The 19,533-nt window shown below is 72.4% G+C and carries 16 protein-coding genes; 5 read left to right on the top strand and 11 right to left on the bottom strand.

The window, feature by feature from the left end:
- Nucleotides 1-17 precede the first annotated feature (17 nt).
- The 4 genes from egtB to ACN26Z_RS14305 all read right to left on the bottom strand — a co-directional run bounded on the left by egtB (nt 18) and on the right by ACN26Z_RS14305 (nt 4,274).
- Nucleotides 18-1,352, bottom strand: a complete 1,335-nt coding sequence (gene egtB / locus ACN26Z_RS14320) for an ergothioneine biosynthesis protein EgtB (protein ID WP_421461680.1) — start codon at nt 1,350-1,352, stop codon at nt 18-20.
- A complete protein-coding gene (gene egtA / locus ACN26Z_RS14315; RefSeq protein ID WP_421461678.1) occupies nt 1,349-2,584 on the bottom strand; it encodes an ergothioneine biosynthesis glutamate--cysteine ligase EgtA in 1,236 nt (411 codons plus the stop codon). Before egtA ends, egtB begins: the two co-directional genes overlap by 4 nt.
- Nucleotides 2,585-2,878: 294 nt before the next feature.
- Complete coding sequence (locus ACN26Z_RS14310; RefSeq protein WP_421461676.1) at nt 2,879-3,643, bottom strand: hypothetical protein; 765 nt, start codon at nt 3,641-3,643, stop codon at nt 2,879-2,881.
- A gap of 1 nt (nt 3,644) precedes the next feature.
- Nucleotides 3,645-4,274, bottom strand: coding sequence for an RNA polymerase sigma factor (locus tag ACN26Z_RS14305; RefSeq protein WP_421461674.1), 630 nt, complete (start codon nt 4,272-4,274; stop codon nt 3,645-3,647).
- A 505-nt stretch (nt 4,275-4,779) separates the two neighbouring features.
- Here ACN26Z_RS14305 and ACN26Z_RS14300 point away from each other — a divergent pair.
- The gene (locus ACN26Z_RS14300; RefSeq protein WP_282238842.1) at nt 4,780-6,147 is read left to right on the top strand and encodes a serine/threonine-protein kinase; all 1,368 of its coding nucleotides are present in this window, start codon (nt 4,780-4,782) and stop codon (nt 6,145-6,147) included.
- Between the two features lie 124 nt (nt 6,148-6,271).
- The gene (locus ACN26Z_RS14295) at nt 6,272-7,534 is read left to right on the top strand and encodes a nucleotide sugar dehydrogenase (RefSeq protein ID WP_282238843.1); all 1,263 of its coding nucleotides are present in this window, start codon (nt 6,272-6,274) and stop codon (nt 7,532-7,534) included.
- Here ACN26Z_RS14295 and ACN26Z_RS14290 read toward each other — a convergent pair whose 3' ends face one another.
- The 5 genes from ACN26Z_RS14290 to ACN26Z_RS14270 all read right to left on the bottom strand — a co-directional run bounded on the left by ACN26Z_RS14290 (nt 7,535) and on the right by ACN26Z_RS14270 (nt 13,608).
- On the bottom strand, nt 7,535-10,012 hold the full coding sequence (locus tag ACN26Z_RS14290; protein WP_421461672.1) for an ABC transporter permease: 2,478 nt from the start codon (nt 10,010-10,012) through the stop codon (nt 7,535-7,537).
- Nucleotide 10,013: 1 nt separating this feature from the next.
- Nucleotides 10,014-10,790 (bottom strand): ABC transporter ATP-binding protein, encoded by a 777-nt coding sequence (locus ACN26Z_RS14285; protein ID WP_421464648.1) that lies wholly within the window; start codon nt 10,788-10,790, stop codon nt 10,014-10,016.
- A gap of 136 nt (nt 10,791-10,926) precedes the next feature.
- The gene (locus tag ACN26Z_RS14280) at nt 10,927-11,610 is read right to left on the bottom strand and encodes a response regulator (RefSeq protein WP_093402696.1); all 684 of its coding nucleotides are present in this window, start codon (nt 11,608-11,610) and stop codon (nt 10,927-10,929) included.
- Complete coding sequence (locus ACN26Z_RS14275) at nt 11,607-12,821, bottom strand: sensor histidine kinase (protein WP_421461669.1); 1,215 nt, start codon at nt 12,819-12,821, stop codon at nt 11,607-11,609. Before ACN26Z_RS14275 ends, ACN26Z_RS14280 begins: the two co-directional genes overlap by 4 nt.
- Before the next feature lie 82 nt (nt 12,822-12,903).
- Nucleotides 12,904-13,608, bottom strand: a complete 705-nt coding sequence (locus tag ACN26Z_RS14270) for a DUF305 domain-containing protein (RefSeq protein WP_421461667.1) — start codon at nt 13,606-13,608, stop codon at nt 12,904-12,906.
- Nucleotides 13,609-13,748: 140 nt separating this feature from the next.
- Here ACN26Z_RS14270 and ACN26Z_RS14265 point away from each other — a divergent pair, with 140 nt between their 5' ends.
- From ACN26Z_RS14265 to ACN26Z_RS14255, 3 genes are all read left to right on the top strand, one after another.
- Nucleotides 13,749-15,206, top strand: coding sequence for an LVIVD repeat-containing protein (locus ACN26Z_RS14265; RefSeq protein ID WP_421461665.1), 1,458 nt, complete (start codon nt 13,749-13,751; stop codon nt 15,204-15,206).
- Between the two features lie 134 nt (nt 15,207-15,340).
- A complete protein-coding gene (locus tag ACN26Z_RS14260) occupies nt 15,341-15,562 on the top strand; it encodes a DUF2188 domain-containing protein (RefSeq protein WP_093402692.1) in 222 nt (73 codons plus the stop codon).
- Between the two features lie 193 nt (nt 15,563-15,755).
- Entirely contained in the window at nt 15,756-16,979 is a 1,224-nt protein-coding gene (locus ACN26Z_RS14255; protein ID WP_421461662.1) for an SLC13 family permease, read from the top strand.
- Between the two features lie 51 nt (nt 16,980-17,030).
- Here the strand turns inward: ACN26Z_RS14255 and ACN26Z_RS14250 are convergent, their stop codons facing one another.
- Together ACN26Z_RS14250 and ACN26Z_RS14245 are read right to left on the bottom strand one after the other, a co-directional pair.
- Nucleotides 17,031-17,852 carry a MerR family transcriptional regulator gene (locus ACN26Z_RS14250; RefSeq protein ID WP_421461660.1) on the bottom strand — a complete coding sequence of 274 codons (822 nt, stop codon included), beginning with the start codon at nt 17,850-17,852 and terminating at the stop codon, nt 17,031-17,033.
- A gap of 69 nt (nt 17,853-17,921) precedes the next feature.
- Nucleotides 17,922-19,532: an asparagine synthetase B family protein gene (locus ACN26Z_RS14245; protein ID WP_093402689.1), complete on the bottom strand. Its 1,611-nt coding sequence runs from the start codon at nt 19,530-19,532 to the stop codon at nt 17,922-17,924.
- Between the last annotated feature and the right edge of the window lies 1 nt (nt 19,533).

Genomic DNA, 19,533 nt, shown 5'->3' with positions numbered 1-19,533 from the left:
GACCGGCTTCCGGGCGTTCACCGATGCGCCTCGTCCGGCCGGGCGTCCCGTGCGCAGCGGAAGCCGCTGAAGATCTGTCGCCGGATGGGATAGTCCCAGTTTCGGAACGTGCCGCGGCACGCCGCCTGGTCGGTACCGAACGAACCACCCCGCAGCACCTGGTAGTCGTCGCCGAAGAAGACCTCGGAGTATTCCCGGTAGGGAAAGGCGGCGAAGCCCGGGTAGCCCCGGAACGGGGTGGCGGTCCATTCCCACACGTCGCCGATGAGTTGATGCACCCCGAGTGGCGAGACGCCTGCCGGATAGGCGCCCACCGGTGCCGGCGACAGGTGCCGCTGGCCCAGGTTCGCGTGCGCGGAGGTCGGATCCTCGTCGCCCCACGGATAGCGCCGGGACCGGCCGGTCGCCGGATCCCACCGGGCGGCCTTCTCCCACTCCGCCTCGGTGGGCAGCCGCTTGCCCGCCCAGGTGGCGTACGCCTGTGCTTCGTGGAAGCAGACGTGCACCACCGGCTCGTCGTCGCGGACCCGGTCCAACCTGCCGAACCGCAGGTAGGCCCAGCCGTCTCCGTCCCGCCGCCAGTGCATCGGCGCGCTGAGCCCGGCCTGCCTGCGGTGCTGCCAGCCCGCCTCGGTCCACCAGCGCGGGTCGTCGTATCCCCCGTCGGCGATGAACGCCCGGTACGCACCGTTGGTCACCGGTGCGGCGTCGATGACGTACGCGGGCAGGTCCACCCGGTGGGCGGGGCGCTCGTTGTCCAGTGCCCACGGGTCGGTGTCGGTGCCCATCACGAACGGGCCGGCGGGCACCAGCACCTCGGCGGGCACCCGTACGGTCGGCTCGGGTGGCGGCGGCGCGTGCAACGCCACCGGGCCGGAACGCAACTGGTGGGTGGCGAGCATCGTCTCGTCGTGCTGCTGCTCGTGCTGCACGATCATGCCGAAGGCGAAGCCGTCGGTGACCAGCCGACCGCTGTCGAAGGTGACGCGGTCCAGCAGGTCGTACACCTTCTCCCGGACCGTGGCCACGTACGCCCGGGCCTCCGGCGGCGGCAGCAACGGCAACGACGGGCGGTCCCGACGCGGCTGCTTGAACGCGTCGTACAGGTCGTCGATGTCACATCGGACCGGTTCCCGCCCGCCGACGTCGCGTACCAGCCAGAGTTCCTCCTGGTTGCCCACGTGCGCCAGGTCCCACACCAGCGGGGACATCAACGGCGAGTGCTGACGCATCAGGTCGTCGTCGTCCACCGCCTCGGTCAGCAGGGCGGTGCGGGCGCGGGTACGCGCCAGCTCCGCCGCGATCCGGCCGCGTAACCCCTCGACGTCGCGGTCGATGCCGATGTCGGTCACCGCATGCTCCTCTCCGCGGCGTCACGCCGCCGTCGTAATCCGTGGTCCATCTCCTGGTGCAGGGTCGGCGGCAGTTCCAGCCGCGGCAGCGCGGTCCGGGCCAGGTCGAGCAGGCCCGCGGCGGCCCGGGCCAGGGTGGCGTCCCGCAGGCCGTGCCGCGCGGCGCGATGCCAGCTGTCGGCAGCGGGCGCGGCCGCCTCCATCGCCGCGACGATCGTGTCGGGCCCGCTGAGCAGTGCGCTGAGCACCGCCAACGGCAGGATCCAGCCCCGCCCCGGTTGGGCGTCGAAGTAGCGGATCTCCAGGTAGCCACGCGGACGCACCGGCGGGAAGAGGGTGCTGACGTGGTATTCCAGGTCGTCGACGCGGGGCGGTCGGTGCAGCGCCCCGTCGACCCAGTCGGCGAAGGTCACGCCCGGCGGAGCTGTCCAGTCCGGACCGTCGCCGCGCACGCAGAGCAGCGGCGCGGCCAGGACGTAGGCCGTCCAGGCGGCGACCGGATCACGGTCAGCTTCGGCGGGCGTCCAGACCGGGGCGGTGCGGGCGGGATCGATGCGCCACCACGCGCCCATCCGGGCCGACGCCCAGCCGGTGTCACGGCCGGCGTGCCGGTTGGCGGTGGCGAAGGCGGCGAGCAGGGGCGGCCCGACCGCGTGTACCAGTTGCCAACGGGCCGGCAGTTGCTCAGGCTGCCCGGCGTCGAGACAGATCTGCAGCCCGGCGGTGCTGTACATCATCGTCCGCCCGTCGAGCCCGCGACGGTCGAAGACCTGGCGCATCGCGCGGTAGCGGGGGGTGTCGATCACCGGCCGAGGGCGTCGGTACGGGTCGATGCCGGCCCGGCCGAGAGTCAGGCCGGCGGCGTCCAACAGTCTGGTGGCCTGCTCCACGTCGGACTGGGTGGCATCGATCAGCGCGGCGACGCAGGCTTGCGGTGCGGTGGAGATCTCCAGTTGCCCGCCGGGCTCGACGGTCATCGCGCTGCCCCGGAGCAGGCGCAGGGCGGGGCTGGTCGGGTCCAGCGTGGTGGGGCCGTACGGCCCCAGTGCCGCGCGCAGCCGCGCGGCGTCGACGGGGCGAACCGGATCGACGGCGTCGTGGACCGTCCATTCCAGCTCGACCCCGGTGAGGGTGGGTGGACCGGTCTTGAAGCAGATCCGGGCTAGGTGCCGGGCCGCGGCGGCACGGTCCCGCAGCACCGGGATCCGGTCCACCTCCGGTGACATCACCATGCGTGGCTCCTTCCCGATCGATCCGCCGCCACGGTAGCCCACCCCGGTGACATCGAACCCATATGAACCTGAACCGCACGGTGCCGACGCACCGGCTCCGAACGCCTGACACGTCGCCTTCGCCGGCTGGTTGACGAGGCGATTCGCCCGGGGGGCGGTCTCGGCAGCTCCGCCACCATCTGTGTAGCAGGGACCAACCGTCCGTCGAACGGATTTCACGATTCGGTCGAATTCGGCTCGGGCGGAACAGGTTCCCCTTCGCGCGGACCGCCGGACGGAGGGGTCCGGTGGGACTCAGCCGGCGGCGCTTCCGGTCTGCTCCGGCTCGGCCCGCAGGCCGTGGCAGTACTCCTCGACGTGTTCCGCGCCGCCGGCCGCGACCACCAGCTCCTCGAAGGCCGGCGTACGCAGCGCCTGCTCCCGCTGCCGTTCCGACTTGGCCAGATAGGCCCGGCATAGGCCCGGATGGTCCCTGGTGTTGTCCGAGTTTCCGGGGCCGACGTTCCCGCTGGCTCCGGGGCTCGGCGTCGCCGAGGCGCCCGGTGGCCACACCGGGGTGCTCGGCGACCGCGTGGGTGGGGAGGTCGGGACTGCGGTAGGACCGTCGGTCGGGGCTGCGGTGGCCGCTCCGGTAGGCCCGGTCTCCCCGGGAGGCGTGGCGTCGATGGTGGGTGCCGGCGCGGCGGGGCTGGTGACGACCGGCGGCGAGACCGGACCGGAGCCGTCCAGACCGGCCGCCGCCAGAGCGACGCCCGCGGTGGCGGTGGCCGCCAGACCGGCGACCCAGGCCACCGCGCCAACGGTGAACCGGCGCCGTCGTCGCCGGGGCGTCGACGCCGCCGCCCCAGGTTGGCGGGCGGTGCGGAACGCCGCGACGGCGGCCTCCTCGCCGGCCAGCTCCCGCTCCCGCGCCGGACCGGCGGCGGCCCGTAACAGGTCGGCGAGCGGGCCGGTCGGACCCGGTGCCGTACGCGTGGGTCCGGAGTGCGAGGCGGCATCCAGCAGCCGCTCGTGGTCGCCGCGTCGCGACCGGCTCAGCATCACTCGCAGTCCACGCATGTCAGCCGTCCACCGGTTCGGTCCGCGGCGGCAGGCCGGCTCGTCGCCGGACCCGGATGTCGGCCCCGGTCGGGACGTCGTCGGGTGCGGTGCTCGCAGCTCGCTGGTCCAGCAGCACGGCCAGCCGGCGCAGGCCACGGTGGGCGGCGGTACGCACCGCACCGGCCCGACGGCCGAGCACCCGCCCGGCGGTCTCGGCATCGAGCCCGATCACGGCCCGCAGCAGCACCGCCTCGGCCTCCCGGGGCGGCAGGCTGGCGATCATCGCGAGCGCGGCCTCGGTGCCGAGACTCTCGCCCGCCCGTTCGGCGGTGTCCGCGTCCCCGGCCAACTCGCTGAGTTCCTGCACGGGCACTGACAAGGCGGGGCGACGGCGCTGCCGGCGCAGGTGGTCCATGGCTCGGTTCCTGGCGATGGTGACGACCCAGGCACGAAACTGGCCGCCGGTGAAGGTGGGCAGGTCGCGGGCCACCTGCAACCAGGTCTCCGACGCGACGTCCTCGGCGTCCGCACCGACCAGGGCGGTCAGGTAGCGCAGCAGCCCGGGCTGGAGATTGCGGTAAAGGTGACGGAAGGCGTCCTCGTCGCCCGCCCGGGCGGCCACCACCAGTTCGTCCAGTTCACCGGTCACGGTCGCACCGCCGCCCCACCGGCCGCTCTCGGGAGGCCCACCGAGGGGCGGCACGCCTCGACTCGGCCGACTCCGCGCCCCGGACCTCGCTCCGCACCCCACCCCCGTTGACCTGAACGAACCGGGCTCGTGCGGCCCGGTAGCGGATTCTCGCCGACAACGCCGAGGACCACAACCTGACCGCGCGCCAGTCCCAGCCGACCGAGGTTGGGCCGACGTTCGAAGCGCCGACACCGCCGGACCGGGACGTGGCGGGCACACCCGCAGTGAGAATTGTCTACCTGCGCAACCGCGGTTCGCCGTAACGCGGCGCGGGCCCACGACGCTGCGGACGGTCGGACCGGACCGACACCGACGACAATGTGGCGCCCTGTGCCGTCCTGATCACCCTGGGACAACCGCGGTCCGCGGTCGACGGGTCCGTCGATTCGGACAACGGGCCGACCATCGGCACGGCCCGACCCGCCGACGCGCCGTTCGGGCTCGCGGTGGGTACGGTAATGCCGTGTTGTCTTCGGAGGTCGTACTCAGCGGTCGCTACCGCTTGGACGAGCGTGTCGCCACCGGCGGCATGGGCGACGTCTGGCGGGCGACCGACCTGATCCTCGGACGGCAGGTCGCGGTCAAGGTGCTGCTGCCCTCGCTCGTCTCCGACCCCGATTTCATCGCCCGGTTCCGCGCCGAGGCACGGATCATGGCGGCGCTGCGGCACCCGGGAATCGTGCAGGTCTACGACTGCGGTGAGGACGATCTGCCCGACGGTGGCCGGGCCGACTACCTGGTCATGGAGTTCGTCACCGGTCAGCCGCTGTCCAAGCGGATCGAGGCCGAGGGTCGCCTGGACGTCGGCCTGACCATGTCGGTGGTGGCGCAGGCGGCCCAGGCGTTGCACGCCGCGCACGTCGGCGGGATCGTGCACCGCGACGTCAAACCGAGCAACCTGCTGATCCAGGAGGACGGCACGGTCGTCCTGGTCGACTTCGGCGTGGCCCGTTCGACGAACGTCACCAGCATCACCAGCACCAACGCCGTGCCGGGCACCGCTCTGTACATGGCTCCCGAGCAGGCCGCCGGGCGACCGGTCTCCGGCGCGACGGACCTGTACGCGCTCGGTGCCGTCGCCTACTGCTGTCTGACCGGCAGTCCGCCGTTCACCGGCGACAACCCTCTCCAGGTCGCCGTCCGGCATCTCGACGACCCACCACCGGAACTGCCCCACGACATCCCGGAAGCGGTGCGGGTGCTGGTCGACCGGGCCCTGGCCAAGGACCCGGCCGACCGGTTCAGCAGCGCGGCGGCGATGGCGGAGGCGGCACGGGCAGCCGTCTCCGAGGGCTCCCTGCCCACCACGGTGGTCCCGGCGGCCACGGCGCTGCGCGACGCCGGGCCGGACACACGCACCGGACTGCCGGTGATCGACGCACCGCCACCGGGCCGTCGGCGTCGCGGCAAGTTGGTGGGCGCGCTGACCGCCGTGCTGGTCGGGATGACGGCGCTCGGCGCAGCGCTCGGCGCCACCCAGGAGGCCAACACCCCGGCGGTCAAGCTGCCGACCACCGCACCGACGGTGGAGTCCACCGACGAGGAAGCGGCACCACCGAGCCCGCAGGAGAGCGCACCGGCGCAGGCGCCGTCGCTGCGTCCGGCCGGTTCGACGACCCGGCCGAGCGAGTCTCCGTCGCCTGAGCCGTCCTCGCCCCAGCCCAGCGAGTCGAGCGAGCCCGCGTCGCCGGACCCGACCACGCCCAGCCCCGACCCGGAGCCGACGGATACGCCCAGCAGTCCGGCGCCGTCGACACCCACCACGCCGTCCACGCCCACCACGCCGCCGGACGGTGATCCGCCGGGCACCGGCGAGGGCGAGAGCGGCTGACCTCACCGGCCTCAACCTTCCCTAAACGCGACCGGTCGCTCTAAATCCCCGAAACGGACGTACGGCACCACACTGCGCTCTAGGCTCCTCACCAGCAGTTATCTCCTACTGTTCGGGAGTTCGGGTGAGCGTGGAGAAGTTGGTCGTCGTCGGCCAGGGTTATGTCGGTCTGCCGCTGGCCATGCAGGCCGTCGAGGCCGGTCTGGACGTGGTCGGCCTCGACGTCGACGCCGACCGGATCAAGCGCCTCGCTTCGGGCGAGTCGTTCGTGTCGGACATTCCCGCCGACCGGCTCGGCCGTGCGCTGGCCAGCGGTCGGTACCGCCCGAGCACCGAGTACGCCGATGCCAAGGACTTCGACATCTGCGTCATCACCGTGCCCACTCCGCTGCGTGACGGCACCCCCGACCTGAGCTTCGTGGAGCAGGCCGGCACGGGGATCGGACCGTACCTGCGGCCCGGTTGTACGGTGGTCCTGGAATCCACCACCTACCCCGGCACCACCGAGGAGCTGCTCCGACCGCTGTTGGAGGCGGCCAGCGGGCTGCGCAGCCCCGGGGACTTCCACCTCGGGTACAGCCCCGAGCGGATCGACCCGGGCAACCCGACCTGGCGGCTGGCCAACACCCCGAAGGTGGTTTCCGGGGTGGACGCCGCCGCGCTCACCCGGATCGACTCGTTCTACCGGCGCCTCGTGGAACGCACGGTCCCGGTGGACTCGACCCGGGTCGCCGAGCTGACCAAACTCATCGAGAACACCTTCCGGCAGGTCAACATAGCCCTGGTCAACGAGCTGACGATGCTCTCGCACCAGTTGGACATCGACGTGTGGCAGGCCATCGAGGCGGCCGAGACGAAGCCGTTCGGATTCATGCCGTTCCGGCCCGGGCCCGGCGTCGGCGGGCACTGCCTGCCGATCGACCCCTGCTACCTCTCCTGGCAGGTCAAGCGCCGCCTCGGCCGGCAGTTCCGGTTCATCGAGCTGGCCAACGACGTCAACCACGAGATGCCCGAACACGTGGCGCAACGGGTGATGGCCGGGCTGAACCGCTCCGGGCGGGCGGTCAAGGACGCCCGGCTGCTGCTGCTCGGGCTGGCGTACAAGCGCAACACCGGTGACATGCGCGACTCGCCGGCCGTGGAGGTCGCCCGCCGGCTGCGGGAACTCGGCGCCGAGGTCCGGGCGGTCGAGCCGTACGCCGAGGCGCACCACCTGCCCGCCGGGGTGCTGACCGTGGGCCTGACCGAGCGCGAGCTGCGCGAGGCCGACGGTGTCGTGGTGGTCACCGACCACGACGTGTTCGACTACGACCTCGTGGTCCGGCATGCCCGATACGTCTTCGACACCCGCAACCGCTGCACCGGCCCCACGGTGGAACGCCTCTGATCAGCGGTCCGCGAGTGCCTCGACGACGGGCAGCGCCAGGGCCCGGCGGGCCGGCAGCACCGATGCGACCAGCGCCGCCAGCACCGCGATCCCGAGGATGCCGCCGAGCTGTCCCCACGGCACGACGAGGGTGAACTCGCCGGCGATCCGGGACAGCACGGCCATCGCCGAGGCGGCGACCCCGGTGCCGAGGGCGACGCCGAGCACCGCGCCGACCAGCGCGGTGAGCACCGCCTCGACGGCCAGCATGCCCCGCATCCGCCCACGGGTCAGACCGACCGCCCGCAGCACCGCGTTCTCCCGGGTGCGTTCCACCACCGACAGGCTCAGTGTGTTCGCCACCCCGACCAACGCGATCACCACCGCCAGTCCGAGCAGTGCCACCACGAACGCCAGCAGCATGTCGATGGTGCCGGTGAGCATCCGTTTGTACGCCGCCTGGTCCATCAGGTTGACCGTCGGGTAGTCGACCAGGACCGCCTCGATCGCGGCCCGGGCCGCAGTGGCGGACACCCCCGCCGCCGGGTCGACCTCCGCCAGGTGGCCCCGCTCGTCGGGGAAGAGCCGGGTGAAGTCGGCGTCGTCCAGTTCGACGACGTGACCCTCCGGTATCCGCCCGTTGTCGGCCTCGGGTCCGGTGCCGACGACCACCGCCGCCACCTCGAACGAGCGTCCGTGCAGGGTCACCGTCTCCCCCGCCGACCAACCGCGCCGACCGGCCAGCTCCCGGTGCACCAGCAGCCGACCCGGTCCGAACCGGTCGAGCTGCCCGGTGAGCACCCGGTCGACCCGGTGACCGACAAGCGCCGGGGCGGCGGCCCGGAACTCGACGTCGGCGACCACGTGCGTACGCGACTCGTGCACCGTGCCCAGTTCGGGACGGTCGGCCAGCGCGTCGACGACCCCGGCGGGCAGGTCCACCCCGATCCCGGTCACCACGAAGTCCACGCCCACCTCGGCGTCGACGCTGCGCTCGATGGCCGCCTTGGTGCTCTGCGCGCCCACCACGAAGGAGGAGACCAGGCCGATCCCGATCACCAACGCGGTGGCGGTCGCGGCGAGCCGTCGCGGATTGCGGACCGCGTTGGCCACGGCGAGGGAGCTGGTCCTGCCGAAGATGCTGCGGGCCGGGACGCCGAACAGCCGCACCAACGCCGGCACCAGCACCGGACCGAACAGGACCAGGCCGAGGAAGCCGAGCACCCCGCCCAGGGCCACCAGCACGACCTGCCCCGCCGAGGCCGCGCCGACCAGTGCCGCCACCCCGCAGGCGAGGACGATCGCGCCGAGCGCCAGGCGTACCCGGCCGGCGGGGCGGGCGACCTGGACGGCGGCGTCGGTCAACGCGGCCACCGGGGCGACCCGGGTGCCCTGCCAGGCCGGTACGAGTGCCGCGCCGACCGTGAGGGCCGTGCCGGCGGCGAGGCAGCCCAGCACGGTGCCGACGGTGAGGGTCGGCTCGCCGTGCAACGGGGTGTCCAGCCGCGCCATCAACAGGTTGAGGCCGGCCGCCAGCCCGGCACCGAGCCCCACGCCGAGGGTCGAGGCGGCGAGCCCGACCGCTACCGACTCCAGCAGCGTGGCCCGGAACACCTGTTCCCGGGTGGCGCCGACCAGGCGCAGCAGCGCGGTCCGCCGGGTGCGCTGGGCGAGCACGATCGTGAACGTGTTGGCGATGACGAAGGCGGCGACCACCACGGCCACCCCGGCGAAGGTGAGCAGCACCATGTTGAACTGGCGCAGGTCGCGAACCTCCTCGGCCACGGTGGCGTCGAGGATCTCCTGTCGGGTGCGTACGGTCGTGTCCGCGCCGGCCGCCTCGGCGATCCGCTCGGCGAGCAACCGATCGGTCGTACCCGCCTCGGCCGCCACCATGATCCGGTCGTAGCCGCCGCGGTCGGTCGCGGCGAGGGCGTCGGCACCCACCAGACCGATGTACGGACCACCGACGTCGCGCGCAGTACCGGCCACGTCGACCGTGCCCACCAGGGTGTACGGGCGGGCCGCGCCGCTGGCGCCGCCGACGCGTACCGGCGCGCCGAGGTCGAACCCCTGCGCCGTGACGGTCCGCTGGTCGAGCACCAGCTCGCCGGTGCGGGCGGGCAGGCGGCCGGCCACCACGTCGTACGACTGGAGGGCGGGATCGGTGGGGATCGCGGCGAGGACCCCGTAGCCGAGCACCGGACGGCCGTCGGAGCCGACCAGCCCGCCGGTGCCGATCAGCTCGCCCTCGGCGGCGCGTACCCCGTCGACCGCGCGCACCCGTTCGACCAGGGACGCGTCGATCGCCTCGTCCCGGTAGACACCGACGTCGGTGTGGCGGTCGAAGGTGCCGGCCCGGTCGTACGCGCCGGCCCGCATCCCGTCCACGAAGATCAACGTGCCGGCGATGAAGGCCACCCCGAGGACGACGGCGAGGGTGGACAGCAGCATGCGCGCCGCCTCGGCGCGCAACGACCGCAGGGTCAGCCTGATCATGTCAGCGCCCTCCGACCGGGGCCGTGGCGTCGGTGTCCAGACGACCGAGCACGTCGAGGACCCGCTCGGCGGTCGGCTCGGCCAGTTCCCGGACGAGCCGACCGTCGGCGAGGAAGACCACCCGATCGGCGTGGGCGGCGGCGACCGGGGCGTGGGTCACCATCACCACGGTCTGCCCGAGGGTGTCGACCGCCTCGCGCAGCAGCCGCAGCACCTCTGCCCCGGCGCGGGAGTCCAGGTTGCCCGTGGGCTCGTCGGCGAAGATCACCCACGGTTTGGTGATCAGTGCCCGGGCCACCGCGACGCGCTGCTGCTGGCCACCGGAGAGTTCGGCCGGACGATGCCGCAGCCGGTCGGTCAGTCCCACCGCCGCGACCACCTGCCGCAGCCAGGCCGGGTCCGGCCGCCGTCCGGCGATGTCCAACGGCAAGGTGATGTTCTCCTCCGCGCGCAGCGCCGGCAGCAGGTTGAACTTCTGGAACACGAAGCCGATCCGGTCGCGGCGCAGCAGGGTCAGCCGGCGGTCGTCGAGGCGGCCCAGCTCGGTGTCGCCCACGCGTACCGTTCCGGCGGTGGGGCGGTCCAGGCCGGCCAGGCAGTGCATCAGGGTCGACTTGCCGGAGCCGGAGGGGCCCATGATGGCCGTGAAGCGGCCGGCGGCGAAGTCGACGTCGAGGTCGTCGAGGGCGACGACGGCGGCCTGGCCGGTGCCGTACTGCTTGCGCAGGCTCCGAGCGGTGACGGCGACACCTGCGGTTACGTGGACGGGTGGTGCGATCGACACGTGCTGCTCCGTGGGACGGTGGATGTCGGACGTCCCCGACGCTATGGAGACCACCGGCCTGTCGAGATCAACCCGGACGCTCGACCTCGGTACGCCTCAGGTCGTCCCGCCCCGGCCACTCCCGTACGCCTCAGGTCGTACGCGGGCCCTCAGCGCCCGGGGTGACCAGGCCGCTCTCGTACGCCAGCACCACCGCCTGCACCCGGTCGCGGAGCTGGAGCTTGGCCAGGATCCGGCCGACGTGGGTCTTCACCGTCGCCTCGGCGACGTGTACCCGGGCGGCGATCTCCGCGTTGGCCAGACCCTGCGCGACCAGCAGCAGGATCTCCCGTTCCCGGTCGGTGAGCTGGGCCAGCCGGGGGTTCTCGGTGGGCCCGCTGCCGAGCTGTCCGGCGAACCGGTCGAGCAGCCGGCGGGTGATCGACGGGGCGACCACCGAGTCGCCGCCGGCGACGACCCGGATCGCGGTCAGCAGTTCCTCCGGAGGGACGTTCTTGAGCAGGAAGCCGCTGGCTCCCGCGCGCAGCGCGGCGAACGCGTCCGCTTCGGTGTCGAAGGTGGTCAGCACCAGCACTCTCGGTCCTCCGGCCGGCCGGTTGGCGCAGAGCCGCCGAGTGGCCTCCACCCCGTCCATCGTCGGCATCCGGATGTCCATCACCACCACGTCCGCCGGGACGCGGTCGAGTACCCGCAGCGCGTCCGCGCCGTCGATCGCCTCGCCCACCACCTCAAGATCGGGCTGGGAGTCCAGCACCATCCGGAAGCCGGCTCGCACGAGCGCCTGGTCATCCACGATCACCACCCGGATCGTCATGCCGCGAGCACCTCCGAGCCCGGGGACGACGGCAGCGGCAGCCACGCCCGTACCTGCCAGCCACCGGCCAGCCGGGCACCGGCGGTGAGGGTGCCGTCGTACACCGAGACCCGTTCGCGCATGCCGACCAGCCCGTGACCACCCGGTGGTGTCGGGGTGAGCGGTCCGTGACCGCGACCGTCGTCGACCACCGCGAGCGCGACACCGTCCGCGGTGTGCGCCAGCGTGAGCGCCACGCTCGCTCCCACTCCGGCGTGCTTGAGCACGTTTGTCAACGCCTCCTGCGCCAACCGGTGCACGGTCAGTTCCAGCGCGGGCGGCAGCGGGAGGGATCTGCCGGTGACCGTGTAGCGCACCCGCAACCCGGCCTCCCGGAACCGGTCCAGCAAAGCGGGCAGCTCGGCCAGCGAGGGCCGCCGGTGGTCGGGCCCGGCCGGGTCGGGCACGGGTCGTACGGCCGGTGTGGGCACTGGTTCCGGAGGGTTCGCTTCGCGCAGTACGCCCACCAGCCGACGCATGTCCTCCAGTCCCTGCCGGCCGGTGTCCGCCACGATCTTGAGCGCGTCCCGGGAGGTGTCGGGATTCTGGTCGATCATGTACCGGGCCCCGTCCGCCTGAACGATCATGACTGCCATGCTGTGCGCCACGACGTCGTGCAGTTCGCGGGCGATGCGGGTGCGTTCCTCCGCCACCGCCGCCCGCGCCTCGGCCTCCCGCTCGCGTTCGAGGGTGGCCGCCCGCTCCTCCAGGCTGAGCACGTACTGCCGGCGGGTACGGACGTTCAGGGCCACCAGCCAGACCGCCCCGGTGAGCAGGGTGTAGTAGACGGCGGCGTAGTACCAGGCGGCCGGCAACGGATCCCGCACGGCGGCGAAGACCGCTCCGAGCACGGCCACCACTCCGGCGATGGCGCCGTCGCGTAGCCGCTCGGCGTACTTGACCACGCCGTAGAGGGCGATCAGGACCGCCACGTCGTAGAGCATCGGCGCCCACCCGAGGGCGACCTGGGCGAAGGCCAGCGCCGCCACCACGACGGTCACCGCCACCGGGCGGACGCGGCGGAACAGCAGCGCCAGCGCCATCGCGACACCTATGGAACTGGACCACCAGCCGCCCGGCTGCACCGGCCCGCCGGCCACGCTGACCAGGGCCACCAGGCCGGCAAGGGCAACGTCGAAGGCGACCGCGGGCAACCGCCGGCCGAAGATCATCGCATTCATCGTGCACCCAGCGTACGAGGCATCCCGGCGACGGACGCGAAAGGTGCTCCCGGCCTTCCCGGAGCTGGATCGGTCAGGACGGCAGCAGGTCGCGCATCCGGGCGATCTCGACGGACTGCTCGCTGGCCACGGAGGTGGCGAACTGCTCCACGGTCAGGTCGACCCCCACCTTCAGCACGTCGGTCGCCATCACCACGGCGCCCTCGTGGTGATCGGTCATCATCCGCAGGAAGAGACGGTCGAACTCGGCGCCCCGGGCGGCCGCGAGCCGGCGCATCGCCTCGGCCGACTGCATCCCGCGCATCGTGGCGTGGTCGTGCCCGTCGACACCGGCGGAGAGACCCCGCGCGGTCAGCCAGGCCCGCAGCACGCCGATCTCCGGCCCCTGGCTGGCCCGGATCCGGTCGGCGAGGGCACGCACCTGCGGCTCGGCGGACCGGTCGGTGGCCAGCTCGGCCATCTCCAGCGCCTGCTCGTGGTGCGGGATCATCATCCGGACGAACCAGGTGTCCAGCCCGTTGTAGCGCGGCGGCGCGTCGTCGCGGACCTCGTCGGCGGGGCGTTCGACGGCTTCCTCACCCGGACGACCCGGCACGATGACCGGTGGCGCGGAGGCGTCCGCCGAGGCCGGCGCGGGGCTGGCGGTGGCGGGCGCGGTGGCGGTTGCCGGGGCCGGATCGTCCGATGCGGAGACACCGCGCAACGCGAAGGCTCCGGCGGCCAGCGCCACGGCAACCGATGTGACGGCGGCGAGTAGCCGTCCGCGTCGGGCGGTCATGCCACACCTCCTCCGGGTCGAGGTCGCTGCGATCGTAACCATTCACATTGGACGTAGAATGTGAGCTGGATCACATCGATGAATCTCATCTACGAGTAGGGTACGGCCAACGTCACTACCCCTCTCGAAGGGCGTCGCCGATGGTCGGATCGACCCTGCCACGGGGGCGGCAACTGCGTATCGTCAGTGTGGCCGCCACCGGGCTCCTCCTCGCCAGCATCGCCGTTGCCTCGCCCGGCAACGCACAGACGGTCTCGTCGGCGGCCAGCGAGCCCGCCGCAGCCGTCCAGGCACCGCTCGGTGTCGACGAGATTGCCAGCAGCCCCAACCTCAAGCTGATCGCCAACCTGCCGAAGCAGGCGCCGTTCGACACCACCGCGGCGCTCGGCACCGACATCGCCTTCCAGGGCAGGTACGCCTTCGTCGGCAACTACGACGGCTTCGTCATCTACGACGTCGCCAAGCCGAGCAAGCCGAAGATTGTCTCCCAGGTGCTCTGCCCGGGCGCGCAGAACGACGTCTCCGTCTACGGCGACCTGCTCTTCCTGTCCACGGACTCGTCCCGCAACGACGACTCGTGCAGCAGCACCTCCCAGTCCGCCACGAACAAGGCATCGTGGGAGGGCATCAAGATCTTCGACATCAAGCACAAGGCCAGCCCGCGGTACGTCAAGGCGGTCGAGACGGCCTGCGGCTCACACACCCACACGCTGGTACCGGCGAAGGACAAGAAGTCGGTCTACCTGTACGTCTCCTCGTACAGCCCGAACGCCGCCTTCCCGGACTGCCAGCCGCCGCACGACTCGATCAGCATCGTCAAGGTGCCGCTGAAGAAGCCGACCGACGCGGCCGTCATCGCCACGCCGAACCTCTTCCCCGACGGTGGCTACGAGGGTCGTACCGGCGGCTCGGCGACCACGGGCTGCCACGACATCACCGCGTACCCGACGAAGGACCTCGCGGCCGGCGCCTGCATGGGTGACGGGGTGCTGCTGGACATCAGCAAGCGGGAGGCGCCACGGGTGCTGCACACCGTGCGGGACACCACCAACTTCGCGTTCTGGCACTCGGCCACCTTCAACAACCGTGGCACCAAGGTCGTCTTCACCGACGAGCTGGGCGGTGGCGGCGGCGCCACCTGCAACGAGACCGTGGGCCCGCAGCGTGGCGCCAACGCCATCTACGACATCACCGGTCGGGGTGACCAGCGGAAGCTGGAGTTCCGCAGCTACTACAAGATCCCCCGCACCAACGGCGACACCGAGAACTGCGTGGCCCACAACGGCTCGCTCATCCCCGTCCTCGGCAAGGACATCATGGTCCAGGCCTGGTACCAGGGCGGCGTCTCGGTGTGGGACTTCACCAACTCCCGCAAGCCGAAGGAGATCGGCTACTGGGAGCGCGGCCCGCTGTCGGACAGCCAGCTGATCGTGGGCGGCTCCTGGTCGGCCTACTACTACAACGGGCACATCTACTCCTCCGACATCCAGAAGGGGCTCGACGTGCTGGCGCTCAACGACTGGCGGACGTGGACGGCGAAGCTGGCCCACTTCCGCGAGCTGAACGTCCAGACCCAGCCCAGCTACCTGAGCTGGTAGGACCAGCGCACCGACCGGGCCCGGTCACCCCGTACGGGGTGGCCGGGCCCGACCGCGTAACAGCCGCATCGACTGTCGCGTTTCCTCCCGCCTGCCCCGGGTACCACGTCCGTCACGCAGGGAAGGGGTGTGAGATGACGCGCAACGAGTACCACGTGGTGCCCGACGGCGCCGGCTGGAAGGTCGAGCAGGGCAGCACCGTCGTCGGGACGTACGACACGAAGCAGCGGGCGGTCGAGGCCGGGCGCGAGACGGCACACGGCAACGAACCCAGCCAGCTCGTGGTGCACACGGCCGACGGCAAGATCGAAACCGAGTACACCTACCAGGACGACCCGTACCCGCCCGCCGGCTGACCGGGCGGCACCAGCGGCGGCCTGCCGACACCATCCACCCCGGGTGCTGTCGGCAGGCCGTCGTCGCGGGTCCGTCGTCGCCACCGTCCCTCACCGCCGCCGCGGCTCCGCTGCCACCGCTGGCCGTGCCGGCCGTCACCTGCGACGACACCGAGACCGGCGGGGTACGCCGGGCGTGTCAGGATGGCCGATCGTGACCACTGCCGGGGCTGCCCCGCCCGCCCCGATCCGACCGCCCCGCCGCCGACCCCACCCGCTCGACGCGATCGCCGTTCTGCTCGCCGTCGTCGGGGCCGGTTGCGTCGCGACCGGGCTGTTGCCCCGCCCCGAGGCCGCCGCCACCCTCGGCCGGATCCTGCCACTGCTGCTCTTCCTCGGCACCGTGGTGGTCCTCGCCGAACTGACCGCAGCCGCCGGTGTCTTCGACGTGCTCGCCACCCGGCTGGCCGTGGCCGCCGGCGGTAGCTGGCCCGCGCTGTTCGCACTCTGCGTCGGCTTCGCCGCGGTGACCACCGTCGTGCTCAACCTGGACACCACCGCCGTGCTGCTCACCCCGGTGCTGCTCACCCTGGCGGCCACCCTGCGCACCGCGGTGGCGCCGCTGGCGGTCACCACCGTCTGGCTGGCGAACACGGCCAGCCTGCTGCTGCCGGTGTCCAACCTGACCAACCTGCTCGCCGCGGACCGGATCGGCCTGGACCCGCTCACGTACGCGAGCCTGATGTGGCTGCCGCAACTGGCCGTGCTCGCGGTCACCACGGTGCTGCTCTGGTACTGCTGGTGGCGGCCGGCCCGGCCGCCCGGCAACCGGTTCCCGGCACCGGCGGCACACCGCCCGCCCGACGGGGTGCTGTACCGCACCGCGCTCGCCGGCTGCCTGCTCTTCGTCGGCGCGATCCTGGCCGGCGTACCGGTCGGCCTCGGCTCGACGGTCGCCGCCGGTCCGCTGGTGCTCGCCTTCGCCATCCGCTCGCCCCGCACGCTGCGGTACGCGCTGGTCCCCTGGCGGTTGCTGCTCTTCGTCACCGGGCTGTTCCTGGTGATCCAGACCATCGGTCGGCACGGGTTGAACGACCTGGTGGCCGGGCTGATCGGGCCGGACGGCGGGGTGCTCGGCGCGCTGCGCGCAGGTGGCACCGGAGCCCTGCTGGCCAATCTGGTGAACAACCTGCCGGCCTATCTGGCCGGCGAGGTGGTGCTGCCGGCCGGGGAACGGCAGCGACTGCTGGCGCTCCTGATCGGCACCAACGTGGGACCGCTGGCGCTGCCCTGGGCGTCTCTGGCGACGCTGCTGTGGCTGGAACGATGCCGGGCCGCCCGGGTCCGGGTGCCGGCGGTCCGGTTCCTGCTGACCAGCGCCGTGGTCGCGGTGCTCGGCACCCTCGCCGCGGTCGGTGCCCTGCTGCTCACCGGCTGACCCTGATCGGGGCCGGGCGGCGTGGCCGGTCACCCGGCCACGCCGCTCGGCTCAGGCTCGACGGACCGGCAGCTGCAACTCGGTGACCCCCTTGTCGGCCTCCTCCGGCCAGTACTCCACGTAGAGTTCGCGCGCGTAGCCGTCCGTCCGCCAGTCGTTCTCCTCGATCCAGCGGGCCAGCACCTGCAGGCTGCGGTCGGCCGTGTCCATCGGGCCGTGGTGGATCGTCGTCGCCGCCGTGATCGCCGGCAGTTCCACCACGGTGATGCCGCCGACCGCATCCCGGTTGCCCTCGATCCCCACCCCGGCGTGCACCACGACGCCGTCGCCGTCGGCGGCCTGGTCGTACCAGGCCACCGCCGGACCGGCCGGGCTGACCCCGGCGGCCTCCAGCCGGCGGAACAGCTCCGGGTAGAGCGGCGTCAGTACCGGACCGATGTCCGCTGGTTCGTAGCTGCGGGCGACGGCACTCAGCTCCGCGACCCGGATCGACGGCACCTGCTTGAGCACGACATCCTGGCTGGTCATCCGACCCTCCGTCTCAATCATGTGGAGCCTCGCCTCGACGCTGGACAGTCGGGCGGTGTCCGCCGCCACCTGCGCCGCCAACTGGGCCCGACGCAGCCGCAGCATGCCCCGCAGCTCGACCAGGTCGACCGCCTCGTCGAGGATCGCCCGCACCTGGGCCAGGGTCAGGCCCAGCTCCTTGAGGGCGATCACCCGGTTGAGCCGACCCAGTTGGGCGGCGGTGTAGTAGCGGTAGCCGCTGTGCGGATCGACGGCGGCCGGCGGTAGCAGCCCGATGCTGTCGTAGTGCCGCAGCATCCGGACCGACACCCGGCCCAGGCTGGCGAAGTCTCCGATGGTCAACATGGCTCCCCCAGGGTCGGCGCTGACACCGTGTCAGAGTCAATCCTGGGCCACCACGGGCCCGACAACGACTCAGCCGGGCAGCGGGGCCTCGTCGCCGCGGTTGCGACGTGGGGACACCAGCCGGCGCATGATCGGGGTGGCGTTCCACTTCGCCGCACCGACCAGGTCCCGGGCGTGTTCCAGCACTGTGTAGTCGGGCCTCGCCCGACCGGCGGCGAGCGCGGCGTCCAGGTCGTTGCCGCAGCGCATCAGCACGCTGTCGAAGTCACGGCGGACCGGCTCCAGCAGGTGGTAGCCGAATGATCGGTGCAGGCGGGCGAAGAGCGGCTTGTACAACCGGGCCCGCTCGTGCAGCCCGGAGGAGTACGACATGGGGTTCTTCGGCCGGCGTCGGATGTAGTCGGGCAGCACGTCGGCGAAGGCCCGGCGGACGATCCACTTCTCCTGGCCGGCACGCAGCTTCAAATCGATCGGCAAGCGCATCGCCAGCTCGACGAGCGCGAGGTCGAGGAAGGGCACCCGGGCCTCGACGCCGAAGGCCATGCTGGTCCGGTCGACCCGCTGGAGCTCGGTCCGGCACAGGTTGCGGATCTTGTGCAGGAAGAGTCGCCGGGACGCCTCCGGACCGACCTCGTGGTACATGGGGTAGCCGCCGAACAGCTCGTCCGAGCCGTCTCCGGTGAGGACCACCTTGACGCCCAACTCGCGCAACCGCCGGAAGATCGGCACGGAGACGACCGCGTTGATGATGTCGCCGTACTCGGTCAGCTCGGAGATCCGGATCGCCTCCCGCACGTCGGCGAGCCGGATGTCGCGCGGGCGCAGCTCCACCACCTCGTGCGCCACGCCGAGATCCTTCGCCAGCCGCCGGGCGTACGCCAGGTCCGGGCTCTCCGGCACGCCGACGGTGACGGCGACACAGTCCGGGTGCAGCTGGGCCGCGTGCAGCAGCGCCAGCGAGCTGTCCAACCCGCCGGAGAGCACCACGCCCACCGTCAGGTCGGTGTCCAGCCGCACCCGGAGGCTGTCGGTGAGGGCGGCACGGACGAGCAGGGCGGCCTCGTCCGGGTCCGCCACCACCGGCCGGCCCGCGCCGAGGGCGAGCAGGTCCACGTACGGTCGCAGCTGCGGGTGACCGTCGGCGTCGGCCCAACCGTGGTGCCCCGGCGGCACCTCGCCCACCGGCGCGCCCAGCCGGACCAGCGCCTTGACCTCACTGGCGAGGTGCAGGCACCCCGGTGTCCGCGCCCAGTACAGGGGCTTCACGCCGAGCGGATCCCGGACCAGGTACGCGCGTCCGGTGGCCCGTTCCACCACGACGAAGGCGTACTCGCCCCGCAACCGGGTCACCACCTGCTCGCCCCAGTGTTCGAACGCCGCGAGCACCACCTCGGTGTCGCTGGCGCTGCGGAACCGGTGACCGAGGGCGGTCAGCTCCGACCGCAGTTCATGGTGGTTGAAGACCTCGCCGTTGTAGCAGAGCAGCCACCGCTCGTCGGCGGAGACCCAGGGCTGCACGGCGCGCTCACGATCCACCACCCGCAGCCGCCGGGTGCCGGCGAGCAGACCACTCTCGTGTCGGGTCTCGGTCACCTCGCCCCGTGGCGCGAGTGTGCCGAGCATCCGCCGGAAGATCGCCGGGTCCGCCTCCGGGCCGATGCTGAGCATGATCCCGCACACG

The sequence above is a fragment of the Verrucosispora sp. WMMD703 genome (genome assembly GCF_049178935.1).
Classification (GTDB): Bacteria; Actinomycetota; Actinomycetes; order Mycobacteriales; family Micromonosporaceae; genus Micromonospora; species Micromonospora sediminimaris.
Note: the sequence above shows the minus strand (reverse complement) of the source record. Positions and strands in the feature narration are given on the sequence as shown.